Below are 21,618 nucleotides of genomic sequence, written 5' to 3' on the forward strand. Positions count from 1 at the left end.
GGAGGGCCCACCACCGTGGCCTTCGGGTTGAAGAAGCGCGGCCCGAGCGACTTCGAGCGGGCCGCCGACGGCTCGATGACGCTCATGGAGCACATCCGTGAGCTGCGCAGCCGGTTGTTCCGCGCGTCGCTGGCGATCGTCGCCGGCCTGATCGCCGGCTTCTGGCTCGCCGACCCGGTCTTCCTGCTGCTCAAGCGGCCATACTGCCGGCTGCCCGACACGACGGACGCGCTGGGGCAGTGCCAGGACCTGCTGGCCCTGGCACCGACGACCGGGTTCGTGCTGAAGCTGAAGCTGGCGCTCTGGCTCGGCCTGATCATCGGCGGCCCGGTCTGGCTCTACCAGCTCTGGGCGTTCATCGCGCCGGGTCTGCACCGGCACGAACGCAAGTGGGCGTACGTCTTCGTGTCGATCGCCGCGCCGCTCTTCGCGGCCGGCGCGGTGCTGGCCTACTTCGTGGTCGACAAGGGCCTGGGGTTCCTGATGGATTCCGGGGTGGGCGGGCTGTCCAACCAGTTCGAGGTCAGCGCCTACATCGGGTTCGTCACCAACATGATCCTGCTGTTCGGGGTGGCGTTCGAGTTCCCGCTGATCCTGCTCATGCTGAACTTCACCGGGGTGGCCAGCGCGCGGCGCCTGCTGAGCTGGTGGCGTGTGGTGATCTTCGTGTCGTTCGCGTTCGCCGCGATCGCCACGCCGGACCCGGGCCCGTTCGGCATGACGCTGCTGGCCACCGCGCTCTCCCTGCTCTACTTCGTCGCGGTCGGGGTGGCCTTCCTCAACGACAAGCGACGCGGCCGGGGCCGGGAGATCTACTCGGACCTCGCCGACGACGAGGTGTCGCCGCTGGACCTGTCCGTCGAGCCGGTCGAGGGCGCCGGGCGGATCGAGGCGACGGCGCCGATCGGGGCGCCCGAGCCGATCGCCGCCCCGACGCCGATCGAGCGCCGCTACGACGACATGACCTGACCGGTCGTCGCCAACAGCGTCATTGGAACGCCGTCCCCGTTCGGGGGCGGCGTTCCGCGTACCAGGGGTGAGAGCATGGCCAGCAGGCGGACCCGCGGCGGCGGGGTCCGGCCGGGTTCGACCGGATTCCGGGTTTCCCGGCGGGCAGTCGTCGGCGCATACTGTCGCCCGTGCCCGCCGACCCGTCGCCGAGCCGCCCCGACCTCCCGTCGGCGCTGCGGTTCCTGACCGAACTGATCGCCTGGGTGGCCACCCCGTGGGCGCTCGCCGCGCACTCCGTCGCGCTGGCGGTCGCGTCGGTGGTGGTGCTGATCGGCCTGCCCACCCTGTTCGCCACTCCGGGCGACAAGAAGCAGGTGATCCTGCCGGTGCCCGCGGTGGCCACGATCGCGCTGGTGCTGCTGCAACTGGTCGCCGCCGCGGCCTCGTCCTGGGCGGCGTGGCCGCCGCCGGTGGCCGTGGCGGTGACCGCGCTGGCCCTGGTCACGCTCGTCACCGAGCTGCCCCGCTGGCGGCGGCTCGCCCCGCTCGGCCGGGACGGCCGTCCGGCCCGCCGGGTGGCCTGAGCCCGCCCGCCGGGCCCGCCTCAGGCCACCCGGCGGGCGCTGCCCTCCTCCGGCGCCGGCACGGCGTCCGGGTGCAGGATCGCCGCGATGGCCTCGGCGCCGTCGACCAGGCGCGGCCCGGCCCGCACGATCAGCCCGTCGGCGTCCACCGCCCACACCTGCGCGCCGGGGAAGTGCGGGGCCACCGACTCGGCCTGCGCAGCGGCCCCGTCCAGGTGGAAGCCGCACGGGGCGACGAGCACGACCTCCGGCCGGGCGGCGCGCAGGGCGGCCCAGGTGGTCGCCGTGGAGCGGGCCCCGGGGTGGGTGGCCACCGGATCGCCGCCGGCCACCCGGACCAGGTCCGGGATCCAGTGCCCGGCGCCGAACGGCGGGTCGATCCACTCGACCACCGCGACCCGTGGCCGCGGCCGGCCGGCCACCGCCGCGCCGACCGCCGCGAGTCGCGCCCGCAGACCGTCCACCAGGGCCTCCGCCCGATCCGGTACGCGGGCCGCCGCACCCACGTCGAGGATGGTGCCCAGCACGTCGTCCAGGGTGTACGGGTCGAGCGACAGCACCTCCGCCCGGCAGCCCAGGTGGTCCACGGCGTCCGCCACGCGTCCGGAGGGCAGCGCGCAGACCCGGCACAGGTCCTGGGTGAGGATCAGGTCGGGGTCCAGCCCGGCCAGGGCGCCGGCGTGCAGGGTGTACAGGTCCGCCCCGGCGGCCAACTGCGCCTTGACGTACGCGTCGATCTCGCCGGGACTCATGCCGCGGGTGTCCCGGCCGCCGACCACGACGGCGACCCCCGACCGGTAACCGGCCGGCACCTCGCACTCGAAGGTGACCCCGACCAGGTCGTCCCCGAGGCCCAGGGCGTAGACGATCTCGGTGGCGGACGGGAGCAGGGACACCAGGCGCATCCCGCCATCCTGCCCGTCCCCGGCGCGCCGGCCGCGCCGCCCCCGCAGTTCGTCGATCCCGGCATCCGACCCGGGGCCCGGCGATAGTCTGAGGCGGCGCCGGACCCGTGGCCGGACGCGCGTCTGGCTTCGCAGCCCATGGGGTGGCCGCCCGTGCCGGGCCTGCGGTGCGACGTCCCTCTCCGGGAGGCGTGTGCGGTGTCCGATCCGATCGAGGCGTTCACGGAACTCGCCCGTCGACCCCCGGAACGGCTGCTGAACGCCGGCCGCGGGGAGCCGGGATGAAGGACAACCTGGTCCGCGTCCTGGACGGCAACGTCTTCGTGCTCAGCGATGACAACGGCGACATCGAGGCGACCGTCGCCAACCCGGTCGGCTTCTTCGACTTCGACACCCGTTTCCTGTCGCGGTGGCGGCTCAGCCTGGACGGCGAACGGCTGAACGCGCTCTCCATCGCTGAGCGGGACCTTGTCACGCTGCGCTTCTTCCTGGTGCCGGGAGCGCCGACGCACTACGTGGACGCGAAGTCGTCGGTGATCCGGGAGCGTTCGATCACGGGCGGGCTGTTCGAGGAGCGGCTGACCGTGTTCAACCACGACCACGAGCCGGTGGAGTTCACCGTACGGCTCGACGTGGCGAGCGACTTCTCCCCCATCGGGACGGTGGGTCAGGAGCGCACCCCGCTGGGCCAGCTCTATCAACGGGTCGAGGAAGGCGGGCTGCGGCTCGGTTACCGACGTGACCGGTTCCAGCGCGAGACGGTGGTCCGGAGCAGCGAGCCGGCACGCGTCGACGAGCAGGGCCTGACGTACACCGTCCGGGTGGCCCCCAAGGAAAGCTGGACGACGACCCTGCGGGTGCAGCCGCTGGTGCTGCGCCCGGACGGCCGGGAGGCGCGGGAGCGGTTGGATCGGCGGCCCCGGCGCAGCGCCGCCGAACGGCAGCGCGACCTCATGGTGTGGCTGGACCGGGCGCCCACGCTGAGCTGCGACTGGAACGTGCTGAACGCCACCTATCGGCGCAGCCTGGTGGACCTGGCGGCGCTGCGCTACTCGCCGCTGACCCTGCCGGACGAGGTCATGCCCGCCGCCGGCCTGCCCTGGGCCGCCACCATCACCGGCCGGGACAGCATCCTCACCAGCTTCGAGGCGCTGCCGGTGGCCGCGGAGCTGGCCTCCGCGACCATCCGGATGCTCGGCATCGACCAGGGTGCGGTGCTCGACGACTTCCGGGACGAGGAACCCGGCAAGATCCTGCACGAGTTCCGCTACGGGGAACTGGTGGCCTTCGAGGAGCGCCCGGCGTCCCCGTACTACGGCAGCGCCGACGCCACACCGCTCTACGTGATCCTGCTCGACGAGTACGAGCGGTGGACCGGCGACGCGGGCCTCGTCCGGGAGTTCGAGGGAGAGGCGCGCGCGGCGCTGAACTGGATCGACGAGTACGGCGACATCCTCGGCGACGGCTACGTTCGGTACCGGCGGCGCAACGAGCGGACCGGGATCGAGAATCAGAGCTGGAAGGACTCGCCGGGGGCGATCTGCTATGCGGACGGCCGGCTGCCCGGCCCGCCCTTGGCGACCTGCGAGCTTCAGGGGTACGCCTACGACGCGAAGCTGCGCGGGGCGCGGCTGGCCCGGGAGATCTGGGGCGACCCGGCGTACGCCGAGCAGCTGGAACGGGACGCCGCAGCGCTGCGGGAGCGCTTCAACCGCGACTTCTGGATCGCCGACCGGGGCTACTACGCGCTCGCCCTGGACGGCGACGGCCGGCAGGTCGACGCGCTCGCCTCCAACATGGGCCACCTGCTGTGGAGCGGCATCGTCCCGGAATCCCGGGCGGCGCAGGTGGTGAACCACCTGATGGGTCCTCGGCTCTTCTCCGGCTGGGGCGTGCGCACCTTCGCCGAGGGCCAGGAGCGGTACAACCCGCTCGGCTACCACCTCGGCGCGGTGTGGCCGTTCGACAACGCGCTGATCGCCTGGGGACTGCGCCGGTACGGCTTCGCCGAGGAGGCCGGCCGAATCGCCGAGGCGGTCATCGAGGCGTCCGGGTACTTCGAGGGCCGGCTGCCGGAGGCGTTCGCCGGCTATCCCCGGGAGCTGACCCGCTACCCGGTGCTCTACCCGACGGCGAACAGTCCGCAGGCGACGGCCACCGGCGCGCCGCTCCTGCTGCTGCGGGTCCTGCTGGGCCTGGAACCCGCCGGGGAGCACCTGCTGATGACGCCCCGGGTGCCGGTCCGCTTCGGCCGGATGGAACTGCTGGACGTCCCGGGTCGGTGGGGCCGGATCGACGTGATCGGCAGTGGGCTGGCCCGCGCCGCCGGTTGACCAGGGCGGGCGGTGAGCCTGACCACGCGGCGCGCCGGGCGGGTTGGCGGCGGATTTCGGACGGTCTAGCGTTCCGCCGGGGCCGTCCGCCCCGCTCAGAACCGTCTCGCCGGGAGGACACCGCCCATGCGCGCCACCGTGATTCACGGCCCGAACGACATCCGGGTCGAGGAGGTGCCGGACGCCGCCGTCCGTACGCCGGGCGACGCCGTCGTCCGCGTCCTGCAGGCCTGCATCTGCGGCAGCGACCTGTGGGCGTACCGGGGGGTGGCCCAGCGGCAGCCGGGGCAGCGGATCGGGCACGAGTTCCTCGGCGTCGTCGAGGCCGTCGGCGCCGAGGTCGGCTCGGTGCGGGTGGGCGACCTGGTGGTGGCCCCGTTCGTCTGGTCCGACGGCGTCTGCGACTTCTGCCGGGAGGGGCTGCACACCTCCTGCCCGCAGGGCGGCTTCTGGGGCGAGCCCGGCTCCGACGGTGGCCAGGGTGAGGCGGTCCGCGTTCCGCACGCCGACGGCACGCTGGTCAAGCTGCCCGCCGCGGCGGCCGGCGACGAGCGGCTGCTCACCGCCCTGCTGGCCCTGTCCGACGTGATGTCCACCGGGCACCACGCCGCCCTCGCCGCCCGGGTCCGCCCCGGCGCCACCGTCGCGGTCGTCGGTGACGGCGCGGTCGGCCTCTGCGGGGTGCTCGCCGCGAAGCGGCTCGGCGCCGAGCAGATCATCGCGCTCGGCCGGCACACCGCCCGCACCGACATCGCCCGCTCCTTCGGCGCGACCGACGTGATCGCCGAGCGGGGTGACGCGGCGGTCGCCGCGGTCCGGGAGCTGACCAAGGGCCAGGGCGCGCACGCGGTGCTGGAGGCGGTGGGCACCGAGGAGTCGATGCGTACCGCGATCTCCATCGCCCGCGACGGCGGCACCGTCGGCTACGTCGGCGTCCCGCACGGCGGCAGTGCGGGGGTCGACATCCGCCAGATGTTCAACCGGAACGTGGCCCTCGGCGGCGGCGTCGCGCCGGCCCGGGCGTACATCCCGGAGCTGCTCGCGGACGTCCTCGACGGGACGATCGACCCGTCCCCGGTCTTCGACCGGTCGGTGACCCTCGACGGGGTGCCGGACGGCTACCGGGCGATGGACGAGCGCACCGCACTGAAGGTGCGCATCACCTTCTGACCTCGCCGGCCGCGGCGGGCGAGCGCCGGTCGGGTCATCCGGTCCGGCGCGTGGTTGGATGGCGGGGTGCAGCTCACCGTGACAGACGTGCCGGACCGGGAGCGGTTCGAGGCGCGGGACGACACCGGGGCGCTGGCCGGTCTCGTCACCTATCAGCTGACCGGCAACATCATCGCCTACACCCACACCGAGGTCGACCCGGCGTTCGAGGGCAAGGGCGTCGGCTCGACGCTGGCCCGCGCGGTGATGGACGACGCGCGGGCCAAGGGGCGGACGGTGGTGCCGATCTGCCCCTTCCTCAGCAAGTGGCTGGAGAAGCACCCCGAGTACGAGCCGATCCTGGCCCGATCGACCCGCAAGCTCAAGTGACTCGGGACGGCTCGCCGGGCACCCGCTCGTAGGAGCGCCGTTCGGCGATGTCGCGGAGCCGGTCCATGGCATCCCACACGTCGGCGAAGCGGGTGTAGAGCGGGGCCGGGCCGAGGCGCAGCCGGTCGGGGGCGCGGTAGTCGCCGACCACCCGGCCCGCGCCGCTCAGCGCCCGGGAGATCCGCAGCGCCTCCGGGTGGTGCAGGCAGACGTGGCTGCCCCGCCGGTCCGGGTCGCGCGGGGAGGCCACGCGGAAGCCGTACGGGGTGAGCCAGGCGTCGGCGAGGGTCACGATCGCCTCGCCCAGCCGCCGCCCCTTGTCCCGTACCCGGTCGATGCCCGCCTCGGCGAGCACGTCGAGCGCCGGGTCGAGGGCGGCCATGCCGAGAACCGGCGGGGTGCCGACCTGGAACCGGTCCAGCTGCGGGGCCGGGTCGTAGCCGGGGCCCATGGCGAACTGGTCCCGCTGCCCGAACCAGCCCCAGATCGGCTGCCGCAGCCGCTCCTGCAGCTCCCGCCGGACGTAGAGGAAGGCCGGCGCGCCGGGACCGCCGCTGAGGTACTTGTAGGTGCAGCCGACGGCCAGGTCGACGCCGGTGGCGGCCAGCTCGATCGGCACCGAGCCCACGGCGTGCGACAGGTCCCACAGCACGTACGCCCCGACGCTCCGGGCGGCCTCGTTGACCGCGGCCAGGTCCAGCAGCGCCCCGCACCGGTACGACACCGCGGAGAGCACCACCAGGGCCACGTCCTCGTCGAGGGCCGCCCGCAGCGTGGCCAGGTCCAGCCCCTCGTCGAGGTCGGAGGGGAGCGCCCGGAGGGTGAGCCCGCGCGCCTCGGCGAGCCCCTGGAGGATGTACCGGTCGGTGGGGAAGTCCTCGGCGTCGACCAGGATGGTGCGCCGTTTCCCGGCCGCGTCCAGCGCGGCGGCGGCGAGCTTGTAGAGGTTCACCGAGGTGGAGTCGGAGACCACCACCTCGCCGGGCCGCGCGCCGAGGGCGTGCGCGGCGAGGCGGTCACCGATCCGGCGGGCCCACTCGATCCAGCTGGGCCAGCCGCGGACGAGCTGGTCGCCCCAGCCCTCGCGGACCAGCCGGGCGAGGTGGTCCGGGGTGGCCGCCGGCAGGCGCCCGAGGGAGTTGCCGTCGAGGTAGATCAGGTCGTGGTCGGCGATGACGAACCGGTCCCGCAGGTCGGCGAGGGGATCGGCGGCGTCGATCTCCTTGAACAGGTGCCGGGGAAACTCGTCGGCCACGCGCACTCCTCACCCTCCGCGCCGGCCCCCGCCCAGGTCGGGGCGGGAGCGGACGGGATCGAGGCTAGGCAGTCGTTCCGCACCGGCGACGGGTGCCGCCGTCGCCTCTCAGGGGATGGAACCGGCTACTCAGGTCGTCGTCGCGGCGGACGCGCCCGCGCCGCGTTGATTCCGGAGGCCGCACATCCTGGTGAGCGGCGCGGGTCGTGCCGTACGGTGCTCGCCGTGACCGCGCACGATCATGTCCCGTCCGGCCCCGTCGCCGTGCTCGCCAACCCGACCGCCGGGCGGGGCCGGCACCGGGGGCTGCTGCCCCTGCTGCTGGCGCGGCTGGAGCGGGCCGGCCGGCCGGTCCGGCTGCTCGCGGCGGGTAACCCGGCGGAGGCCGAGGCGGCCTGCCGGGCGGCGGTCGCCGACGGCGCCGGCGCGCTCGTCGCGGTGGGCGGGGACGGCACGGTGCACCGGGCGTTGCAGGCCGTGGCCGGCACCAGCGTGCCGTTCGGCCCGGTACCGGCCGGCACCGGCAACGACTTCGCCGTTGAGACCGGCTTCCCGGCCGACCCCGTCGCGGCGGTCGAGGTGATCGTCGAGGCGCTGCGCGCCGGGCGTAGCCACCCGGTCGACCTGGCCCGGCTGACCACCGCCGACGGGGGCGACCGCTGGTACGGGGCGGTGCTGGCGGCCGGCTTCGACGCGATCGTCAACGAGCGGGCCAACCGGATGCGCTGGCCGCGCGGCCCGCGCCGCTACGATCTGGCCATCCTGGTCGAGCTGGCCCGGCTGCGGCCGCGCCGCTACCGGCTGCGCCTGGACGGCGCGGAGCACGAGCTGGACGCGGTGCTGGTGGCGGTCGGCAACACGCCCAGCTACGGCGGCGGGATGCGGATCTGCCCGGACGCCGACCCGAGCGACGGGCTGCTCGACGTGGTGGTCGGCGGGCGGATCAACCGCCGCACCTTGATCCGGGTCAAGCCCCGCATCTACCAGGGCACCCACGTCACCCACCCGCTGGTGCGCAGCTACCGGGCCCGCACCGTGGAGCTGGACGCGGCCGGGATCACCACGTACGTCGACGGGGAGCGGGCGTTCGACCTGCCGGTGCGGATCACCGCGGTGCCGGCGGCGGTGCGGCTGCTGCGCTGACCAGTTCCTCCCCGCCGGCCTCGACCGGGGAGTCGGGCGCGGCCGGGGCCGGGGCACCGGCCCGGACCGCGCCGATGCTCGCCGCGACGACCAGCCCGATCGCCAGGACCTCCAGCGGGTGCAGTTGCTGACCGAGGACCAGCCAGCCGGCCAGCGCGGCGATCGCCGGCCCGAGGCTCATCAGCACCGCGAAGGTAGCGGTGGGCAGCCGCCGCAGCGCCAGCAGCTCCAGGGTGTAGGGCAGCACCGAGGCGAGCAGGGCCAGGCCGGTGCCGAGGCCGAGCACCGCCGGGTGCCACAGCCGGGTGCCCGAGCCGATCAGCCCGACCGGCAGGGTGAGCAGGGCGGCCACCGTCAACGCCAGGGCCAGCCCGTCGGCGCGGGGGAAGCGCCCGCCCACCCGCGCCGAGCAGACGATGTAGGCGGCCCACATCGTCCCCGCCGCCAGCGCCAGGCCGGCGCCGACCGGGTCGAGCCGGTCGAAGCCGCCCTGGCCGAGCAGTGCCACCCCGGCCAGCGCGAGGAGCGCCCAGCACCAGGCGGCGAGCCGCCGGGCGGTGACCACCGACAGCGCCAGCGGCCCGAGCACCTCCAGGGTGACCGCCGGCCCGAGCGGGATCCGCTCGATGGCCTGGTAGAAGATCGAGTTCATCCCGGCCAGGGCCAGCCCGAAGGCGAGCACGGCGGCCCAGTCGGCGCGGCCGTGACCGCGCAGCCGGGGCCGGCACACGGCCAGCATCAGCAGCGCGCCGATGGTCAGCCGCAGCGTCACCGCCCCGGCCACCCCGGTCCGCGGGAACAGCAGCGCGGCGACCGCCGAGCCGAACTGCACCGACAGCGCCCCGCCGAGCACCAGCCCGACGGCCCCGAGGTGGCCGCGGGAGAGCCGCCCGGGGCGGCGCGGGGTGGCGGAGCGGTCGGTCGTCATGACGGTGACGGTAGCTGCGCAGGTCGCGGCCGGTTCCGCCGGGCGGGGTCGGGCCGGCCGGGCCGTCGAGGCCGGTCCGCCGGGCCGATCCGGGTTGGTCAGGCGCGCAGCGCCAGGTCGAGCACCGCGCCCAGGCCGTTCGCCTGGCCGGCGTCGGCGCAGGGCAGCACCAGCACGGCGCAGCCGGCCCGCACCGCGCCCGCGTCGGCCGGCGTGTCGCCCACCATCAGCGCCTGCTCCGGGTCGACCCCGAGCATCCCGCACGCCCGCCAGAAGATCCCCGGGTCCGGCTTGCAGCGCCCGACCTCGTACGACAGCGCGTACGCGTCGACCAGCCCGTCCAGCCCCCAGGCGGCGAAGAGCGGCCGGATGTCGAAGCCGATGTTGCTGACCACGGCCACCTTCACCCCGGCCTGGCGAAGCGCCTTGAGCACCGCCTCGGTGTCCGGGTACGGCACCCAGCCCTCGGGGACGAGCAGCCGCTCGTAGAGCGCGTCGGCGAGCCCGTCGATGCCCGCGTCGACCGTCTCCGCCAGCCCGGTGTACGCGCCGCGGTGGGCGTGCGGGTAGAGGTCACGGTCGGCCCACAGCTCGGCCAGCCGGGGCGGCACCCGGGCCGGCGACGGGCCGCCCGCCCGGCCGGCGGTGAGCAGCCGGTCGGCCAGCGAGGTGGCCCGGACCCGGTCCAGCTCCACCCCGCACGTCGCCGCGGCGGCGAGCACCCACTCGAGCGGGTCCTCCACCTGGGCCAGGGTGCCGTGGAAGTCGAAGAGCACCGCCTCCACCGGCCGGCGGGACGGGCTCGGGCGGTCGGCGTCGTCGGCGCCGCTCGAGACGTGGGGCGGTTCGGCATGGTCCGGCACGTCGTGCACCCTACCGACCCGCTCCGACCGCCCTGCCGGATGGCCTTGGCCGGTGGCCGTCCGCCGTACCGATTAATCTTGAGGGCATGTCGAGCCCCGCCGAGCGGTACGCCGCGGCGCGCCGCCGGGCCGCGCAGGCCTCCGCCTTCCCGGCCCTGGACGAATTCGCCCGAGACCTGGGGTTCGACCTCGACGACTTCCAGCGCGAGGCGTGCGAGGCCCTGGAGCGGGGCAGCGGGGTCCTGGTGTGCGCTCCCACGGGCGCCGGCAAGACCGTGGTCGGCGAGTTCGCCGTACACCTCGCCCTGCGCGGCCGGCCGGGGCAACCGGCGGCCGCCGGCGGCGAGGGGCCGACCACCCGGCGCAAGTGCTTCTACACCACGCCGATCAAGGCGCTGTCGAACCAGAAGTACCACGACCTGGTGGACCGGTACGGCGCCGAGCAGGTCGGCCTGCTCACCGGCGACAACGCGATCAACGGCGACGCGCCCGTGGTGGTGATGACCACCGAGGTGCTGCGCAACATGCTCTACGCCGGCTCGGCCACCCTGGAGGGCCTGGCCTACGTGGTGATGGACGAGGTGCACTACCTCGCCGACCGGTTCCGGGGCGGGGTCTGGGAAGAGGTGATCATCCACCTGCCCGCCTCGGTCACCCTGGTCTCCCTGTCGGCCACCGTCTCCAACGCCGAGGAGTTCGCCGACTGGCTGGTCACCGTGCGGGGCGAGACCGCGGTGGTGGTCAGCGAGCACCGGCCGGTGCCGCTGTGGCAGCACATGCTCGTGGGCAAGCGGATGTTCGACCTGTTCCACGACGCCGACGCCGCGCGCAAGCACGACGTGCACCCGGAGCTGCTGCGCTACACCCGGGACACCGTGCGCCGGCTGGAGCTGGGGGAGGGGCGCAGCGCCGGCCCCGGCGCCGGGCGGCGCGGCCCGCGCTGGCGGGGCCCGATGCGCCCCGACATCGTCGACCGGCTCGACCGGGAGGGGCTGCTCCCGGCGATCCTGTTCATCTTCAGCCGGGCCGGCTGCGACGCGGCCGTGCAGCAGTGCCTCGCCGCCGGGCTGCGGCTGACCTCTTCGGAGGAGCGCGCGGAGATCCGCCGCGTGGTGGAGTCCCGGGTGACCGCGATCCCCGGCGAGGACCTCTCCGTGCTCGGCTACTGGGAGTGGCTCGACGGCCTCGAGCGGGGGCTGGCCGCCCACCACGCCGGCATGCTGCCGGCGTTCAAGGAGGTCGTCGAGGAGCTGTTCGTCCGCGGCCTGGTCAAGGCGGTCTTCGCCACCGAGACCCTGGCGCTGGGCATCAACATGCCGGCCCGCTGCGTGGTGCTGGAGCGCCTGGTCAAGTTCAACGGCGAGGCGCACGTCGACCTCACCCCGGGCGAATACACCCAGCTCACCGGGCGCGCCGGCCGGCGGGGCATCGACATCGAGGGGCACGCGGTCGTGGTCTGGTCACCGGAGACCGACCCGCGGCACGTGGCCGGCCTCGCCTCCACCCGCACCTACCCGCTGCGGTCCAGCTTCCGGCCGTCCTACAACATGGCGGTCAACCTGGTCGGCACGGTCGGCGCGGAGCCGGCCCGGGCCCTGCTGGAGTCGTCCTTCGCGCAGTTCCAGGCGGACCGGTCGGTCGTCGGCCTGGCCCGGCAGGTGCAGCGCAACACCGAGACCATCGAGGCGTACGGGGTGGAGGCGGCGTGCCACCACGGCGACTTCGACGAGTACTTCGCGCTGCGGGTCGCCATCGCCGACCGGGAGCGCGCCATCGCCCGGCAGGGGCAGACCCAGCGGAAGGCCGCCGCCATCGCCTCCCTGGAGCGGCTGCGGGTCGGCGACGTGATCCGGGTGCCGTCCGGCCGGCGGGCCGGCCTGGCGGTGGTGCTCGACCCGGCCACCGGTGGTTTCGGCGAGCCCCGCCCGTTGGTGCTCACCCAGGACCGCTGGGCCGGTCGGGTCAGCCCCGGCGACTTCACCACCCCGGCCGAGGTGCTCACCCGGATCCGGGTGCCCAAGCACTTCAACCACCGCTCCCCGGGCGCCCGGCGCGACCTGGCCGCGGCGGTCAGCGGCACCGGGCTGGACCGGCACGGCGGGCGGCGGGGCGGGCGCTCCCGACAGGCCGTCGGCGAGGACCACCGGCTCAGCCAGCTCCGCACCGAGCTGCGCCAGCACCCCTGCCACGCCTGCCCGGAGCGGGAGGAGCACGCCCGCTGGGCGGAGCGGCGCCGCCGGCTGGAGCGCGACACCGAGGAGCTGCGCCAGCGGGTCGCGGGCCGGACCGGCTCGCTGGCCCGGACCTTCGACCGGATCGTGGCGCTGCTGACCGCACGCGGCTACCTCTCCGCCGACGGGGAGGTCACCGACGCCGGCCGGATGCTCGGCCGGATCTGGACCGAGGCGGACCTGCTGGTCGCCGAGTGCCTGCGGCGCAAGGTGTGGGACGGGCTCTCCCCGGCCGAGCTGGCCGCCGCGGTCTCCGTGGTGGTCTTCGAGGCGCGCCGGGACGTCGACGAGCGGGCCTCCGTGCCCCGCGGCGCGGTCGTCGACGCGGTGGACGAGACGCTGAAGCTGTGGAGCGACATCGAGGCGGACGAGGCCTCTCGCGGACTGGCCGTCACCCGGGAGCCCGACCTCGGCTTCGCCTGGCCGATCTACCGCTGGGCGCGCGGCGAGGCCCTGGCCAAGGTGCTCGCCAGCGGTCACCAGATCGACGGCGAGATGCCCGCCGGGGACTTCGTCCGCTGGGCCCGGCAGGTGGTCGACCTGCTCGGCCAGCTCGCCGACTCCGGCGGCGCGTCGGCGGAGCTGCGCGCCACCGCCCGGCAGGCCATCGCGGCGGTCAACCGGGGCGTCCTGGCCTATCACGCCGCCGCCTGATCATCACCTTGCGTCACCGTTTGCGGCGAATCGACGCATCGCACAGTCACCGCGAAAGTACCCCCGAATTTGCCCGGCGGTACTGTTGCGCCTGCACAAGTAACTCCCCGATCATGGCTCGGGTGCCCTTTGCAGAGTGCCGGTAGCAATGGGGGGACGGCCGCGATGGCGGAAATCAATCACTTTGAGTACGGGTGGATCACGCCCGCGCTGAGCTATGCCCTGTCCGTGCTGGGCTCGTTCCTTGGACTGATCCTCGCCGGGCGGATCCGTACCGCCCGCAGCACGGGCCAGCGGGTCTGGTGGGGTCTGCTCGCCGCGTGGGCGATCGGTGGTACGGCGATCTGGGCGATGCACTTCATGGCGATGCTCGGGTTCGCCGTCGCCGGCACCCGGATCCGCTACGACGTGCCGATCACCGCGGCCAGCACGTTGATCGCCGTGCTGGCGGTCGGCATCGGGCTGGCCATCGTCGGCACCGGCCGCCTCAGCGCGTTCCGGCTCCTCGCCGGCGGTGTGTTCACCGGTGCCGGGGTAGTTGCCATGCACTACACCGGCATGGCCGCGATGCGGCTGGACGGCACCTTGTCCTACGACCGCACCCGGGTCGGCCTGTCGGTGCTCATCGCCGTGGTGGCCGCCACCGTGGCGCTCTGGCTGTCGATGACGGTCCGCCGGGCGCTGGCCATCGTCGCGTCGGCGCTGCTGATGGGGGTCGCCGTCAACGGGATGCACTTCACCGGGATGAGCGCCCTCTCGGTGCACCTGCACGAGCGGCGCGGCGAGCTGGGTGGCACCGAGGTCAGCGGCCTGCTGGTGCCGATCATCCTCGCGGTGATCTTCGGCGTGGTCGGGCTGGTCTACGCGCTGCTCGCCGCGCCCACCGATGAGGACCGGGCCGGCGCGGCGTACCTGGAAGCGCGGTGGGACGCCGCGGCGACGCCCGAGCCGGCCCCGGACCCGGTGGGCCTGCGTGGTCGGTCCACCCTGGGGCAACCGGGCACGCCGTTTCCGTCCCGGCGGGGCGACGTCGGCCGCTGACCCGGCCCGACGCTTCGGGGGCGGTGGCCCGAGCGACCGCCGCCCCGGCCGAGCACCGTCAGGACCGGTCGGCCAGCGCGTCGACCAGGCGGCGGCACGAGCCGGCGAGGTTCCACCGCTGCGCCAACTCCAGCAGTCGGTCCGGGTCCGCCGGCGCGGTCGGCAGTGCGGTCGCCAGCTCCGGCAGCGGCACGTCGGTGGCGACCTGGACCACCTTCGGCGCGACGGCCAGGTAGTCCCGGGCCGCCGCCAGCTTGCTGCGCAGCCCCGGGGCGAAGCCGGACTCCCCGTCGTCCAGCGCGGCGAGGATGCCGTCCAGCCCGCCGTACCGCTCGATCAGCCGGGCAGCGGTCTTCTCGCCCACCCCGGGCACCCCGGGGAGGCCGTCACTCGGGTCGCCGCGCAGGGCGGCGAAGTCGGCGTACCGGTCGGCGGGGACCCCGTAGCGGGCCCGGACCGCGGCGTCGTCGCAGTCGTCCAGCTTCGACACGCCGCGCCCGACGTAGAGCAGCCGCACCTGGCGGGCGTCGTCGACGAGCTGGAACAGGTCGCGGTCGCCGGAGACCACCTCGGCCGGGCCGGGCTGGGTCACCGAGAGGGTGCCGAGCACGTCGTCGGCCTCGTAGCCGGTCGCGCCGACGGCGGTGACGCCGAGCGCGTCGAGGACCTCGAGGATCATCGGCACCTGGGGGGAGAGGGTGTCGGGGACCACCTCGCCGCCCTCCGGCGCCACCCGGTGCGCCTTGTACGACGGCAGCAGCTCCACCCGCCAGGCCGGCCGCCAGTCGAAGTCGAGGGCGCAGACCATCCGGTCCGGCCGCCGGGTGCGGACGAGCTGGGCGAGCATGTCGAGGAAGCCGCGGACGGCGTTGACCGGTTGGCCGTCGTCCGTCTTCGCCGCCGACTCCGGAATGCCGAAGTAGGCGCGGAAGTAGAGGCTGGGGGAGTCGATCAGCAGGATCGGGGGTTGCTGGGCCACCTCGACAGCCTGGCACAGCGATGTGACGAGGTGGGGGACCGGTGACCGGTGCCGTCGGACGTCAGCCGCGGTCCTGGCGGTAGAGGACTTCCTTGCGGGCCAGCCGCTGCACCGCGTAGCTGGCGCCGAGGAGGACGAACGCGAGCACCACCTCGACCCAGGCCAGGGCCCCGTTGGCGACGGTCAGGCCGAGCAGCAGCAGCGCCAGCCCGACCACCGCGAGGACGCCGGCCCACAACAGCCGGCGACGTCGTGCCGACGCCCGGTCCGGGCCACTGTCCGCCACCGTCCCTCCCTCCCGGAGCCTGCCACCCGCCAGGCTATCGGCGCGGGCCGCCCGCCGGACCGATAACCGGCGGGTGGCCCGGCGCGCTCCCCGGCAGACTGGGCGGCATGGCGTTCGTACCCGGCCTGACGCTCTGCCGGCGCTTCCACGACGAGGTGGTCGCCCCGCTGCTCGCCGGGCGGCTGCCCGGCCTCCGGTACGCCGCCGGCCTGCTCGATGGGGGCTCGGAACTGCTCGGGCTGGACACCCCGCGCTCCACCGACCACGACTGGGGACCGCGTACCCAGCTCTTCGTCGCTGATCCCGCCGACGTCGCGCCCACCCGGGCGGTCCTGGACGCCGGCCTGCCGGGGGAGTTCCTCGGCTGGCCGACCCGGTTCGCCGGCGGTCCGGACGTCCGGCTCGGGGTGGTCCGGGCGGACGGCGACCGGCACGGGGTGAGCGTCGACGAGCTGAGCGGGTGGCTGCGTGAGCGGCTGGCCTGTGACCCGCGCGCCGGGATGGGGGTGCCGGACTGGCTCTCCGCGCCGACCCAGCGGCTGGCCGAGCTGACCGGCGGGGCGGTCTTCCACGACGGGCTCGACGGCGCGCTCACCGCCGTCCGGGCGGCGCTGGCGTGGTATCCGGACGATGTCTGGCGGCACGTGCTGGCGGCCGGATGGCAGCGCGTCGGCCAGACCGAGCACCTGGTCGGCCGGTGCGCCGAGGTCGGCGACGAGCTGGGCAGCCGGGTGGTGGCCGGCGTGCTGGCCCGGGACCTGATGCGGCTGGGCCTGCTGCTGCACCGGCGCTGGCCGCCGTACGCGAAGTGGCTCGGCACCGTCTTCGCCGCCCTGCCGGCGGCGGGGTCGGTGGTCGACGCGCTGCGCGACGCGATCGGGCCCGGTGACTGGCCGGCCCGGGAGGCCGGGCTGGTGCGGGCCCTGGAGACGGTCGCGGCGTGGACCAACCAGACCGGGCTGGCCGCGCGGGTCGATCCCGGCGTCCGGCCGTTCCACGACCGGCCGTTCCTGGTCCTGCGCGCGGAACGGTTCGTCGCCGCGCTGCGGGCCGCCATCACCGACCCGGACCTGCGCGACCGCCCGCCGCTCGGCGGGGTCGACCAGTACCTGGACAACGTCGACGTGCTCACCCGCCCGGAGCGGGTCCGCCGGGTCGCCGGGGCGGTGCTGCCGGACTGACCGTCCGGGTCAGCCGACCGGCGCGGCGCGGCGCGGCTCCGCCGGCTCGTCGCCCCGCAGGTCGGTGAGGTCGCGCAGCCCGCGCACGGGGGACAGCAGCAGCGCCAGCGGCGCCAGCACCGTGGCCGCGGCGAACGCGAACAGGGTGACCCGGGCGCCGGCCAGGCCGGCGAGGGCGCCGGCCGCCAGCCCGCCGACCGGGATCGCCCCCCACGAGACGAAGCGGACCGTGGCCATCACCCGGGACAGCAGCTCCGGCGGGCTGGCGGTCTGCCGGTAGGTGCGGGTGGTCACGCTGAGCACCACCACGCCCCCGGCGAAGACGACGTTGCCGGCGGCGAACGCGAGGTACGCGGGCCACCCGACGCCCAGCGGCACCAGGAACGCGCCGGCGACCGCCACCAGGCTGGCGACCACCAGGGACCGGGCGGTGCCCCACCGGCCGGTGATCCAGGGCGTCAGGGTGGCCCCGACCAGCGATCCGACGCCCTCGACGGCGAGCAGCAGACCGACCAGGGCGGCCGGGGTGTGCAGCTCACGGACCAGGTAGAGCGGGTAGACCGCCAACTGCGCCCCGCAGACGAAGTTCACCGCGGTGGCCGTCCACATCGTCGGGCCCATCACGCGGTGGCGGGTGACGTACCGCCAACCCTCGCCGATCATGGCGCGCACCGGCGGCCACCGGTCGGGGGCGTCGACCCGCCGGGCCGGCAGCGTCCGCAGCAGCGCCGCGGAGACCAGGTAGCTGGCCGCGTCCACCAGCACGGCGGGCACCGCGCCGAGCGCCTGCACCGCGAGGCCGCCGAGGGACGGGCCGCTGAGCTGGGTGCCGGCGTGCGTGGCCGAGGTGAGGCTGTTGCGGGCGTGCAGCTGCTCGCGGCTGACGATGGCCGGCAGGAAGGTGGCGTTGGCGACGTCGAAGAGCACGTTGGCGAAGCTGACCACGAGGGCCACGACGACCAGCTGGGCGACGGTCAGCCAGTCCCACCACCAGGTGAGCGGGATGGACGCCACCGCGACCGCCCGGGCCAGGTCGGCGCCGATCTGGGCGCCGCGCAGCGGCAGCCGCTGGACGATCACCCCGGCGGGCAGCCCGATCACCAGCCAGGCGACGTAGCTGGCGGCGGCGATCAGGCCCATCTCGAACGCGGACGCGTCCAGCACGGTCAGCGCGGTGAGCGGGAGCGCCACCGCGCCGACCGCCGACCCCACCTGGCTGGTCGTGCCGGCGGTCCACCAGCGCCAGAACACCCCGGCCCCCTGTCCGACGGACATGCCGCCAACCCCCGATCCGAGCCAGTGAGTTCCAATCTGAAACGGACTATAGTCGAGGCGGCCGGTCGAGCGGGAGGTGGGATGTGCGGCGTGCGGAGCTCGGGGACGCCGACTGCGGCATCGCCCAGGCGCTGGGCGTGCTCGGCGACTGGTGGACCTTCCTGATCGTCCGGGAGATCGCCGGCGGCACTACCCGGTTCGACGCCCTCCAGCGGGAGCTGGGCGTCAGCCGGCGGGCACTCACCGAACGACTCGGCGGCCTCGTCGAGCACGGGGTGCTGCGCCGCCAGCCCTACTCGGCGCACCCGCCGCGCCACGACTACCTGCTCACCGGCAAGGGGGAGGCGCTGCTGCCGGTGCTGGTCGCGCTCCAGGACTGGGGCACCCGGCACGTGATGGGTGACGGTGCGCTCACCGCCACCGCCGGCGCCGACTCCGCCGAGGCGCGCCGGGTGCACCACCTGGTCGGCCGGCGCGTGCCGGCGATGACGCTGCGCCGGCACGACGGCGGGGCGGAGCCGCCCGCGGTGCCCGGCCGGTGGACCGTCCTCTACCTGTTCCCGGGCGCGTTCGCCCCGGAGGCCCAGGGCCTGCCGCCGGGCTGGGCGGAGATCCCCGGCGCCGTCGGGTGCACCCTCGAATCCCGCACGTACGCCGACCGGCACGAGCGCTTCCGTGCCGCCGGCGCCGAGGTGCGCGGGGTGAGCACCCAGCGCCCGGACCAGCTGGCCGCCTTCGCCGCGCACGCCCGGCTGCCGTACCCGCTGCTGTCCGACGTGGACGCGCGGCTCGCGGCCGGCCTGCTGCTGCCCACCTTCCGGGCCGGCGGGGTGGACCGGTTCAAGCGGCTGACCCTGCTGGTCGACCCGGAGGCCGTGGTGCGGTCGGTGCAGTTCCCGGTGACCGACCCGGCCGGCTCGGTCGACGAGATGCTCATCGAGGTACGCCGCCGGGCGGGGGCCACCGCGGGGCGGTGACGTCGGGGCCGGGGTCGGCCGAGGCATGAGTGCGCTGTCGCCGGGTAGGCGGGCTGGGCAGCCGAGAATCGAGCCGGTACGGGGGTGACCCGGGGATGAAGGTACGAAGCTCCCTTCGCGCGCTGAAGCGGAAGGCCAACTCGATCGTGGTACGCCGTCGGGGCAAGCTCTTCGTGATCAACAAGGCCGATCCACGGCAGAAGGCCCGCCAGGGCTGAGCCGGCCGTGGCGGACATCCTGATCACCGGCGCGGGCACCGGCCTGGGGCGGGGCACCGCGCTCGGGCTGGCCCGGGCGGGCCACCACGTCATCGCCGGGTGCGAGAACTGGCCGCAGGTACGGCAGGTGCGCGCCGAGGCCGCCCGGGCGGACCTGATCCTCGACGTGATCAAGCTCGACGTGACCGCCGAGGCGGACCGGACGTACGCGCTGCGCCACCAGGTGGACATCCTGGTGCTCAACGCCGGGGTCCAGGAGGCGGGCGCTGTGGTGGAGATCCCCATGGGGCGGGTCCGCCGGTCCTTCGAGGTCAACGTCTTCGGTCACCTGCACCTCGTCCAGGGCTTCGCGCCCCAGTTGCTGCGGCGGGGCGCCGGCAAGGTGGTCTGGGTGTCGTCGGCCGTCGGCGTCCGCACCCGTCCATGGTTCGGCGTGTACGCCGCGACCAAGCACGCCATCGAGGCGCTGGCCTGGGCCATGCGGGACGAACTGGGGCCGCGCGGGGTGCAGGTGGCCACCATCAACCCCGGGCCCTACCGGACCGGGTACAACGACACCGGGGCGGAAACGATGTTCCAGTGGTGGGACGAGTCGACGACCCTGCTGGACCGCCCGGACTTCGCCGACTACCTGGAGAACCAGCGCGACCCGCAGGAGATGGTCGACGAGATGGTGCGGGTGATCCCCGCCGCGCACCACCCGTTCCGGACCGTCCGTCCCGAGGAGCTTCGGCACGGCTTGCAGGAGTTCGAGGCCGAGGTCTGGAACGCCACCACGTGACCGCCCGGAACCCTACGGCCGGGAAGGGAGTGGCCGGTCGGCGGCGGTAAGCAGCCGGGCGGCCGCGAACCGGAGCAGGGGACCGTAGATCCGGGCCGAGTCGGCCAGCGCCGAGAAGTGCGAGGAGGCGTTGTCCGCCTGGTAGTGGGTGGCGATGGGCACCTGGTCGATCGGCCGCCCGGCCCGGGCCGCGCGGAGCAGCACGTTCATCTCGTACTCGAACCGCTCGCCGGGGATCGATCCGAGCCAGTCCAGCAGGCCGGCCGGGTACGCCCGCAGCCCGGTCTGGGTGTCGCGCACCCGGCAGCCGGTGGCGAGGCGGAACACGGCCGCGGTCAGCGCGTTCCCCGCCCGGCTGCGCAGCGGCACGTCACCCTCGAACCGGCGTACCCCGAGCACGATGCCGGGGGTGTCGCGCAGCCGCTCGGCGACCCGGAGCACGTCGGCGGCGCGGTGCTGGCCGTCGGCGTCCACGCACACCACGTCCCGTCCGGGGTGGCGGGTGGCGACGTGGCGGAAGCCGGTCCGCAGCACCACCCCCTTGCCCCGGTTGACGCGGCGGCGCAGCACCGTGCAGCCGCGCTCACGCGCCGCCGCGAGGACGTCCGCCGCCGCCGGGCCGCTCCCGTCGTCCACCACGACGGGGTGCCAACCGGGCGCGGCCTCGGCCAGGTCGTCGACGAGGCGCAGCAGGTGCTTCCCCGGCTGGTACACCGGCATCAGAACGATCACCGAACCTCCCGCCCGTGGCTGCCGCCCGGCGGGGATCGCCGTCGGCGACCAGCCCCGTCCGTCGGCGCTGATCGACGACCGTCCTTACCCGGCGCGCCGGCGGGCCAATCACCGGCTCGGCCGGCGCCAGCCATTGAGGAGCCGGGCCGAGCGGGCGAGACCGCGTTCCCGGCGCAGCAGGTCCGCCGGGGTGTGGACGCCGAGGTAGCCCAGCCGGGCGGCGGCCCGGAACGACAGTTCCCGTCGCCCGGCCCGCCCCGCCGTGGGGTCCCCGGCCGGCACGTCGCGTAGCGCGGCGCCGGAGAGGCCGAGGACCTTGCCGGCGAGGAACCGCACCCGGGGCAGGTGCCAGGCGTGCGAGACGAGCCCGAGCGGTCGCGCGGGGCCAAACACGTGGTCGGCGAGCAGGCCGTCCTCGACCGTGTGCACGAGGTTCTGCAGGGTGGTGCGGGACCGGGTCTCCGCGTGCAGGCCCGCGTACCGGTCGAGGCCGGCGGCGCTGGCCCGGGCCAGCATCAGCTCGCCCTCGTGGCAGCCCGCGGGCGGGCCCGCGGTCTCCGGGGCGGCGTGCGGCCACCCTCCGGTGAGGACGATCCGGGGCGCGGCGGCCCGCCGGAACTCGGCCTCGTGCGCGGTCACGTACGCGACGGCCGCGTCCACCCGGGCCGCGCTCTCCGCGGTGAGCAGGTAGTCGCCCGCCTCCCGGACGATGCCCCGGCCGAACACCAGCAGCACGGTGGCCGTCGGTGGCGTCACGCCTCG

21 protein-coding genes are annotated in these 21,618 nt (G+C 75.0%); 12 read left to right on the forward strand and 9 right to left on the reverse strand.

The window, feature by feature from the left end:
* The first annotated feature begins 15 nt into the window (after positions 1 to 15).
* Both tatC and Q2K19_RS24430 read left to right on the forward strand, forming a co-directional pair.
* Entirely contained in the window at positions 16 to 969 is a 954-nt protein-coding gene (gene tatC / locus Q2K19_RS24425; RefSeq protein WP_302764043.1) for a twin-arginine translocase subunit TatC, read from the forward strand.
* Positions 970 to 1,139: 170 nt separating this feature from the next.
* On the forward strand, positions 1,140 to 1,535 hold the full coding sequence (locus tag Q2K19_RS24430; protein ID WP_302764044.1) for a hypothetical protein: 396 nt from the start codon (positions 1,140 to 1,142) through the stop codon (positions 1,533 to 1,535).
* 20 nt (positions 1,536 to 1,555) lie between these two features.
* Here the strand turns inward: Q2K19_RS24430 and Q2K19_RS24435 are convergent, their stop codons facing one another.
* Entirely contained in the window at positions 1,556 to 2,440 is an 885-nt protein-coding gene (locus tag Q2K19_RS24435; protein WP_302764045.1) for an ABC transporter substrate-binding protein, read from the reverse strand.
* Between the two features lie 281 nt (positions 2,441 to 2,721).
* Here Q2K19_RS24435 and Q2K19_RS24440 point away from each other — a divergent pair, with 281 nt between their 5' ends.
* The 3 genes from Q2K19_RS24440 to Q2K19_RS24450 all read left to right on the forward strand — a co-directional run bounded on the left by Q2K19_RS24440 (position 2,722) and on the right by Q2K19_RS24450 (position 6,312).
* Complete coding sequence (locus Q2K19_RS24440) at positions 2,722 to 4,773, forward strand: amylo-alpha-1,6-glucosidase (protein WP_302764048.1); 2,052 nt, start codon at positions 2,722 to 2,724, stop codon at positions 4,771 to 4,773.
* A gap of 126 nt (positions 4,774 to 4,899) precedes the next feature.
* Positions 4,900 to 5,943 (forward strand): zinc-dependent alcohol dehydrogenase family protein, encoded by a 1,044-nt coding sequence (locus tag Q2K19_RS24445; RefSeq protein ID WP_302764050.1) that lies wholly within the window; start codon positions 4,900 to 4,902, stop codon positions 5,941 to 5,943.
* Between the two features lie 66 nt (positions 5,944 to 6,009).
* On the forward strand, positions 6,010 to 6,312 hold the full coding sequence (locus Q2K19_RS24450) for a GNAT family N-acetyltransferase (RefSeq protein WP_302764051.1): 303 nt from the start codon (positions 6,010 to 6,012) through the stop codon (positions 6,310 to 6,312).
* Here Q2K19_RS24450 and kynU read toward each other — a convergent pair.
* Complete coding sequence (gene kynU / locus Q2K19_RS24455; RefSeq protein ID WP_302764053.1) at positions 6,305 to 7,567, reverse strand: kynureninase; 1,263 nt, start codon at positions 7,565 to 7,567, stop codon at positions 6,305 to 6,307. The two genes, Q2K19_RS24450 and kynU, sit on opposite strands and share 8 nt — an antisense overlap.
* Positions 7,568 to 7,783: 216 nt before the next feature.
* Between kynU and Q2K19_RS24460 the strand changes: the two genes are divergently transcribed.
* On the forward strand, positions 7,784 to 8,710 hold the full coding sequence (locus Q2K19_RS24460; RefSeq protein ID WP_302764055.1) for a diacylglycerol kinase: 927 nt from the start codon (positions 7,784 to 7,786) through the stop codon (positions 8,708 to 8,710).
* On the opposite strand, the gene Q2K19_RS24465 is transcribed toward Q2K19_RS24460, so the two are convergent.
* On the reverse strand, positions 8,673 to 9,638 hold the full coding sequence (locus Q2K19_RS24465; protein WP_302764057.1) for an EamA family transporter: 966 nt from the start codon (positions 9,636 to 9,638) through the stop codon (positions 8,673 to 8,675). The two genes, Q2K19_RS24460 and Q2K19_RS24465, sit on opposite strands and share 38 nt — an antisense overlap.
* Before the next feature lie 98 nt (positions 9,639 to 9,736).
* Complete coding sequence (locus Q2K19_RS24470; RefSeq protein ID WP_446839602.1) at positions 9,737 to 10,501, reverse strand: HAD family hydrolase; 765 nt, start codon at positions 10,499 to 10,501, stop codon at positions 9,737 to 9,739.
* Between the two features lie 86 nt (positions 10,502 to 10,587).
* Here Q2K19_RS24470 and Q2K19_RS24475 point away from each other — a divergent pair, with 86 nt between their 5' ends.
* Both Q2K19_RS24475 and Q2K19_RS24480 read left to right on the forward strand, forming a co-directional pair.
* Positions 10,588 to 13,386 carry a DEAD/DEAH box helicase gene (locus Q2K19_RS24475; RefSeq protein ID WP_302764058.1) on the forward strand — a complete coding sequence of 933 codons (2,799 nt, stop codon included), beginning with the start codon at positions 10,588 to 10,590 and terminating at the stop codon, positions 13,384 to 13,386.
* Positions 13,387 to 13,551: 165 nt separating this feature from the next.
* Positions 13,552 to 14,427 carry an MHYT domain-containing protein gene (locus Q2K19_RS24480; RefSeq protein WP_302764060.1) on the forward strand — a complete coding sequence of 292 codons (876 nt, stop codon included), beginning with the start codon at positions 13,552 to 13,554 and terminating at the stop codon, positions 14,425 to 14,427.
* Between the two features lie 58 nt (positions 14,428 to 14,485).
* Here Q2K19_RS24480 and Q2K19_RS24485 read toward each other — a convergent pair whose 3' ends face one another.
* Together Q2K19_RS24485 and Q2K19_RS24490 are read right to left on the reverse strand one after the other, a co-directional pair.
* Entirely contained in the window at positions 14,486 to 15,406 is a 921-nt protein-coding gene (locus tag Q2K19_RS24485) for a 5'-3' exonuclease (protein WP_302764062.1), read from the reverse strand.
* Positions 15,407 to 15,467: 61 nt separating this feature from the next.
* Entirely contained in the window at positions 15,468 to 15,692 is a 225-nt protein-coding gene (locus Q2K19_RS24490; RefSeq protein ID WP_302764064.1) for a hypothetical protein, read from the reverse strand.
* 107 nt (positions 15,693 to 15,799) lie between these two features.
* Here Q2K19_RS24490 and Q2K19_RS24495 point away from each other — a divergent pair, with 107 nt between their 5' ends.
* Positions 15,800 to 16,873: a DUF4037 domain-containing protein gene (locus Q2K19_RS24495; RefSeq protein WP_302764066.1), complete on the forward strand. Its 1,074-nt coding sequence runs from the start codon at positions 15,800 to 15,802 to the stop codon at positions 16,871 to 16,873.
* Positions 16,874 to 16,882: 9 nt separating this feature from the next.
* Here Q2K19_RS24495 and Q2K19_RS24500 read toward each other — a convergent pair whose 3' ends face one another.
* Entirely contained in the window at positions 16,883 to 18,148 is a 1,266-nt protein-coding gene (locus Q2K19_RS24500; RefSeq protein WP_302764068.1) for an MFS transporter, read from the reverse strand.
* An 83-nt stretch (positions 18,149 to 18,231) separates the two neighbouring features.
* Between Q2K19_RS24500 and Q2K19_RS24505 the strand changes: the two genes are divergently transcribed.
* The 3 genes from Q2K19_RS24505 to Q2K19_RS24515 all read left to right on the forward strand — a co-directional run bounded on the left by Q2K19_RS24505 (position 18,232) and on the right by Q2K19_RS24515 (position 20,124).
* Positions 18,232 to 19,125 carry a winged helix-turn-helix transcriptional regulator gene (locus tag Q2K19_RS24505; RefSeq protein WP_302764070.1) on the forward strand — a complete coding sequence of 298 codons (894 nt, stop codon included), beginning with the start codon at positions 18,232 to 18,234 and terminating at the stop codon, positions 19,123 to 19,125.
* A gap of 95 nt (positions 19,126 to 19,220) precedes the next feature.
* Positions 19,221 to 19,343, forward strand: a complete 123-nt coding sequence (locus Q2K19_RS24510) for a 50S ribosomal protein L36 (protein WP_302764072.1) — start codon at positions 19,221 to 19,223, stop codon at positions 19,341 to 19,343.
* 7 nt (positions 19,344 to 19,350) lie between these two features.
* Entirely contained in the window at positions 19,351 to 20,124 is a 774-nt protein-coding gene (locus Q2K19_RS24515) for an SDR family oxidoreductase (protein WP_302764075.1), read from the forward strand.
* A 12-nt stretch (positions 20,125 to 20,136) separates the two neighbouring features.
* Here the strand turns inward: Q2K19_RS24515 and Q2K19_RS24520 are convergent, their stop codons facing one another.
* Entirely contained in the window at positions 20,137 to 20,856 is a 720-nt protein-coding gene (locus tag Q2K19_RS24520) for a glycosyltransferase family 2 protein (RefSeq protein WP_302764076.1), read from the reverse strand.
* Between the two features lie 108 nt (positions 20,857 to 20,964).
* Positions 20,965 to 21,612: a YdcF family protein gene (locus Q2K19_RS24525; RefSeq protein ID WP_302764077.1), complete on the reverse strand. Its 648-nt coding sequence runs from the start codon at positions 21,610 to 21,612 to the stop codon at positions 20,965 to 20,967.
* Between the last annotated feature and the right edge of the window lie 6 nt (positions 21,613 to 21,618).

The sequence above is a fragment of the Micromonospora sp. NBRC 110009 genome, assembly GCF_030518795.1.
Lineage (GTDB): Bacteria > Actinomycetota > Actinomycetes > Mycobacteriales > Micromonosporaceae > Micromonospora.

Bases quoted from the DNA above. Each gene is read 5' to 3' on its own strand.
- Q2K19_RS24435 (WP_302764045.1), bottom strand. From the start codon at position 2,440: ATGCGCCTGGTGTCCCTGCTCCCGTCCGCCACCGAGATCGTCTACGCC.
- Q2K19_RS24440 (WP_302764048.1), top strand. From the start codon at position 2,722: ATGAAGGACAACCTGGTCCGCGTCCTGGACGGCAACGTCTTCGTGCTC.
- Q2K19_RS24445 (WP_302764050.1), top strand. From the start codon at position 4,900: ATGCGCGCCACCGTGATTCACGGCCCGAACGACATCCGGGTCGAGGAG.
- Q2K19_RS24465 (WP_302764057.1), bottom strand. From the start codon at position 9,638: ATGACGACCGACCGCTCCGCCACCCCGCGCCGCCCCGGGCGGCTCTCC.
- Q2K19_RS24475 (WP_302764058.1), top strand. From the start codon at position 10,588: ATGTCGAGCCCCGCCGAGCGGTACGCCGCGGCGCGCCGCCGGGCCGCG.
- Q2K19_RS24480 (WP_302764060.1), top strand. From the start codon at position 13,552: ATGGCGGAAATCAATCACTTTGAGTACGGGTGGATCACGCCCGCGCTG.
- Q2K19_RS24495 (WP_302764066.1), top strand. From the start codon at position 15,800: ATGGCGTTCGTACCCGGCCTGACGCTCTGCCGGCGCTTCCACGACGAG.
- Q2K19_RS24500 (WP_302764068.1), bottom strand. From the start codon at position 18,148: ATGTCCGTCGGACAGGGGGCCGGGGTGTTCTGGCGCTGGTGGACCGCC.
- Q2K19_RS24510 (WP_302764072.1), top strand. From the start codon at position 19,221: ATGAAGGTACGAAGCTCCCTTCGCGCGCTGAAGCGGAAGGCCAACTCG.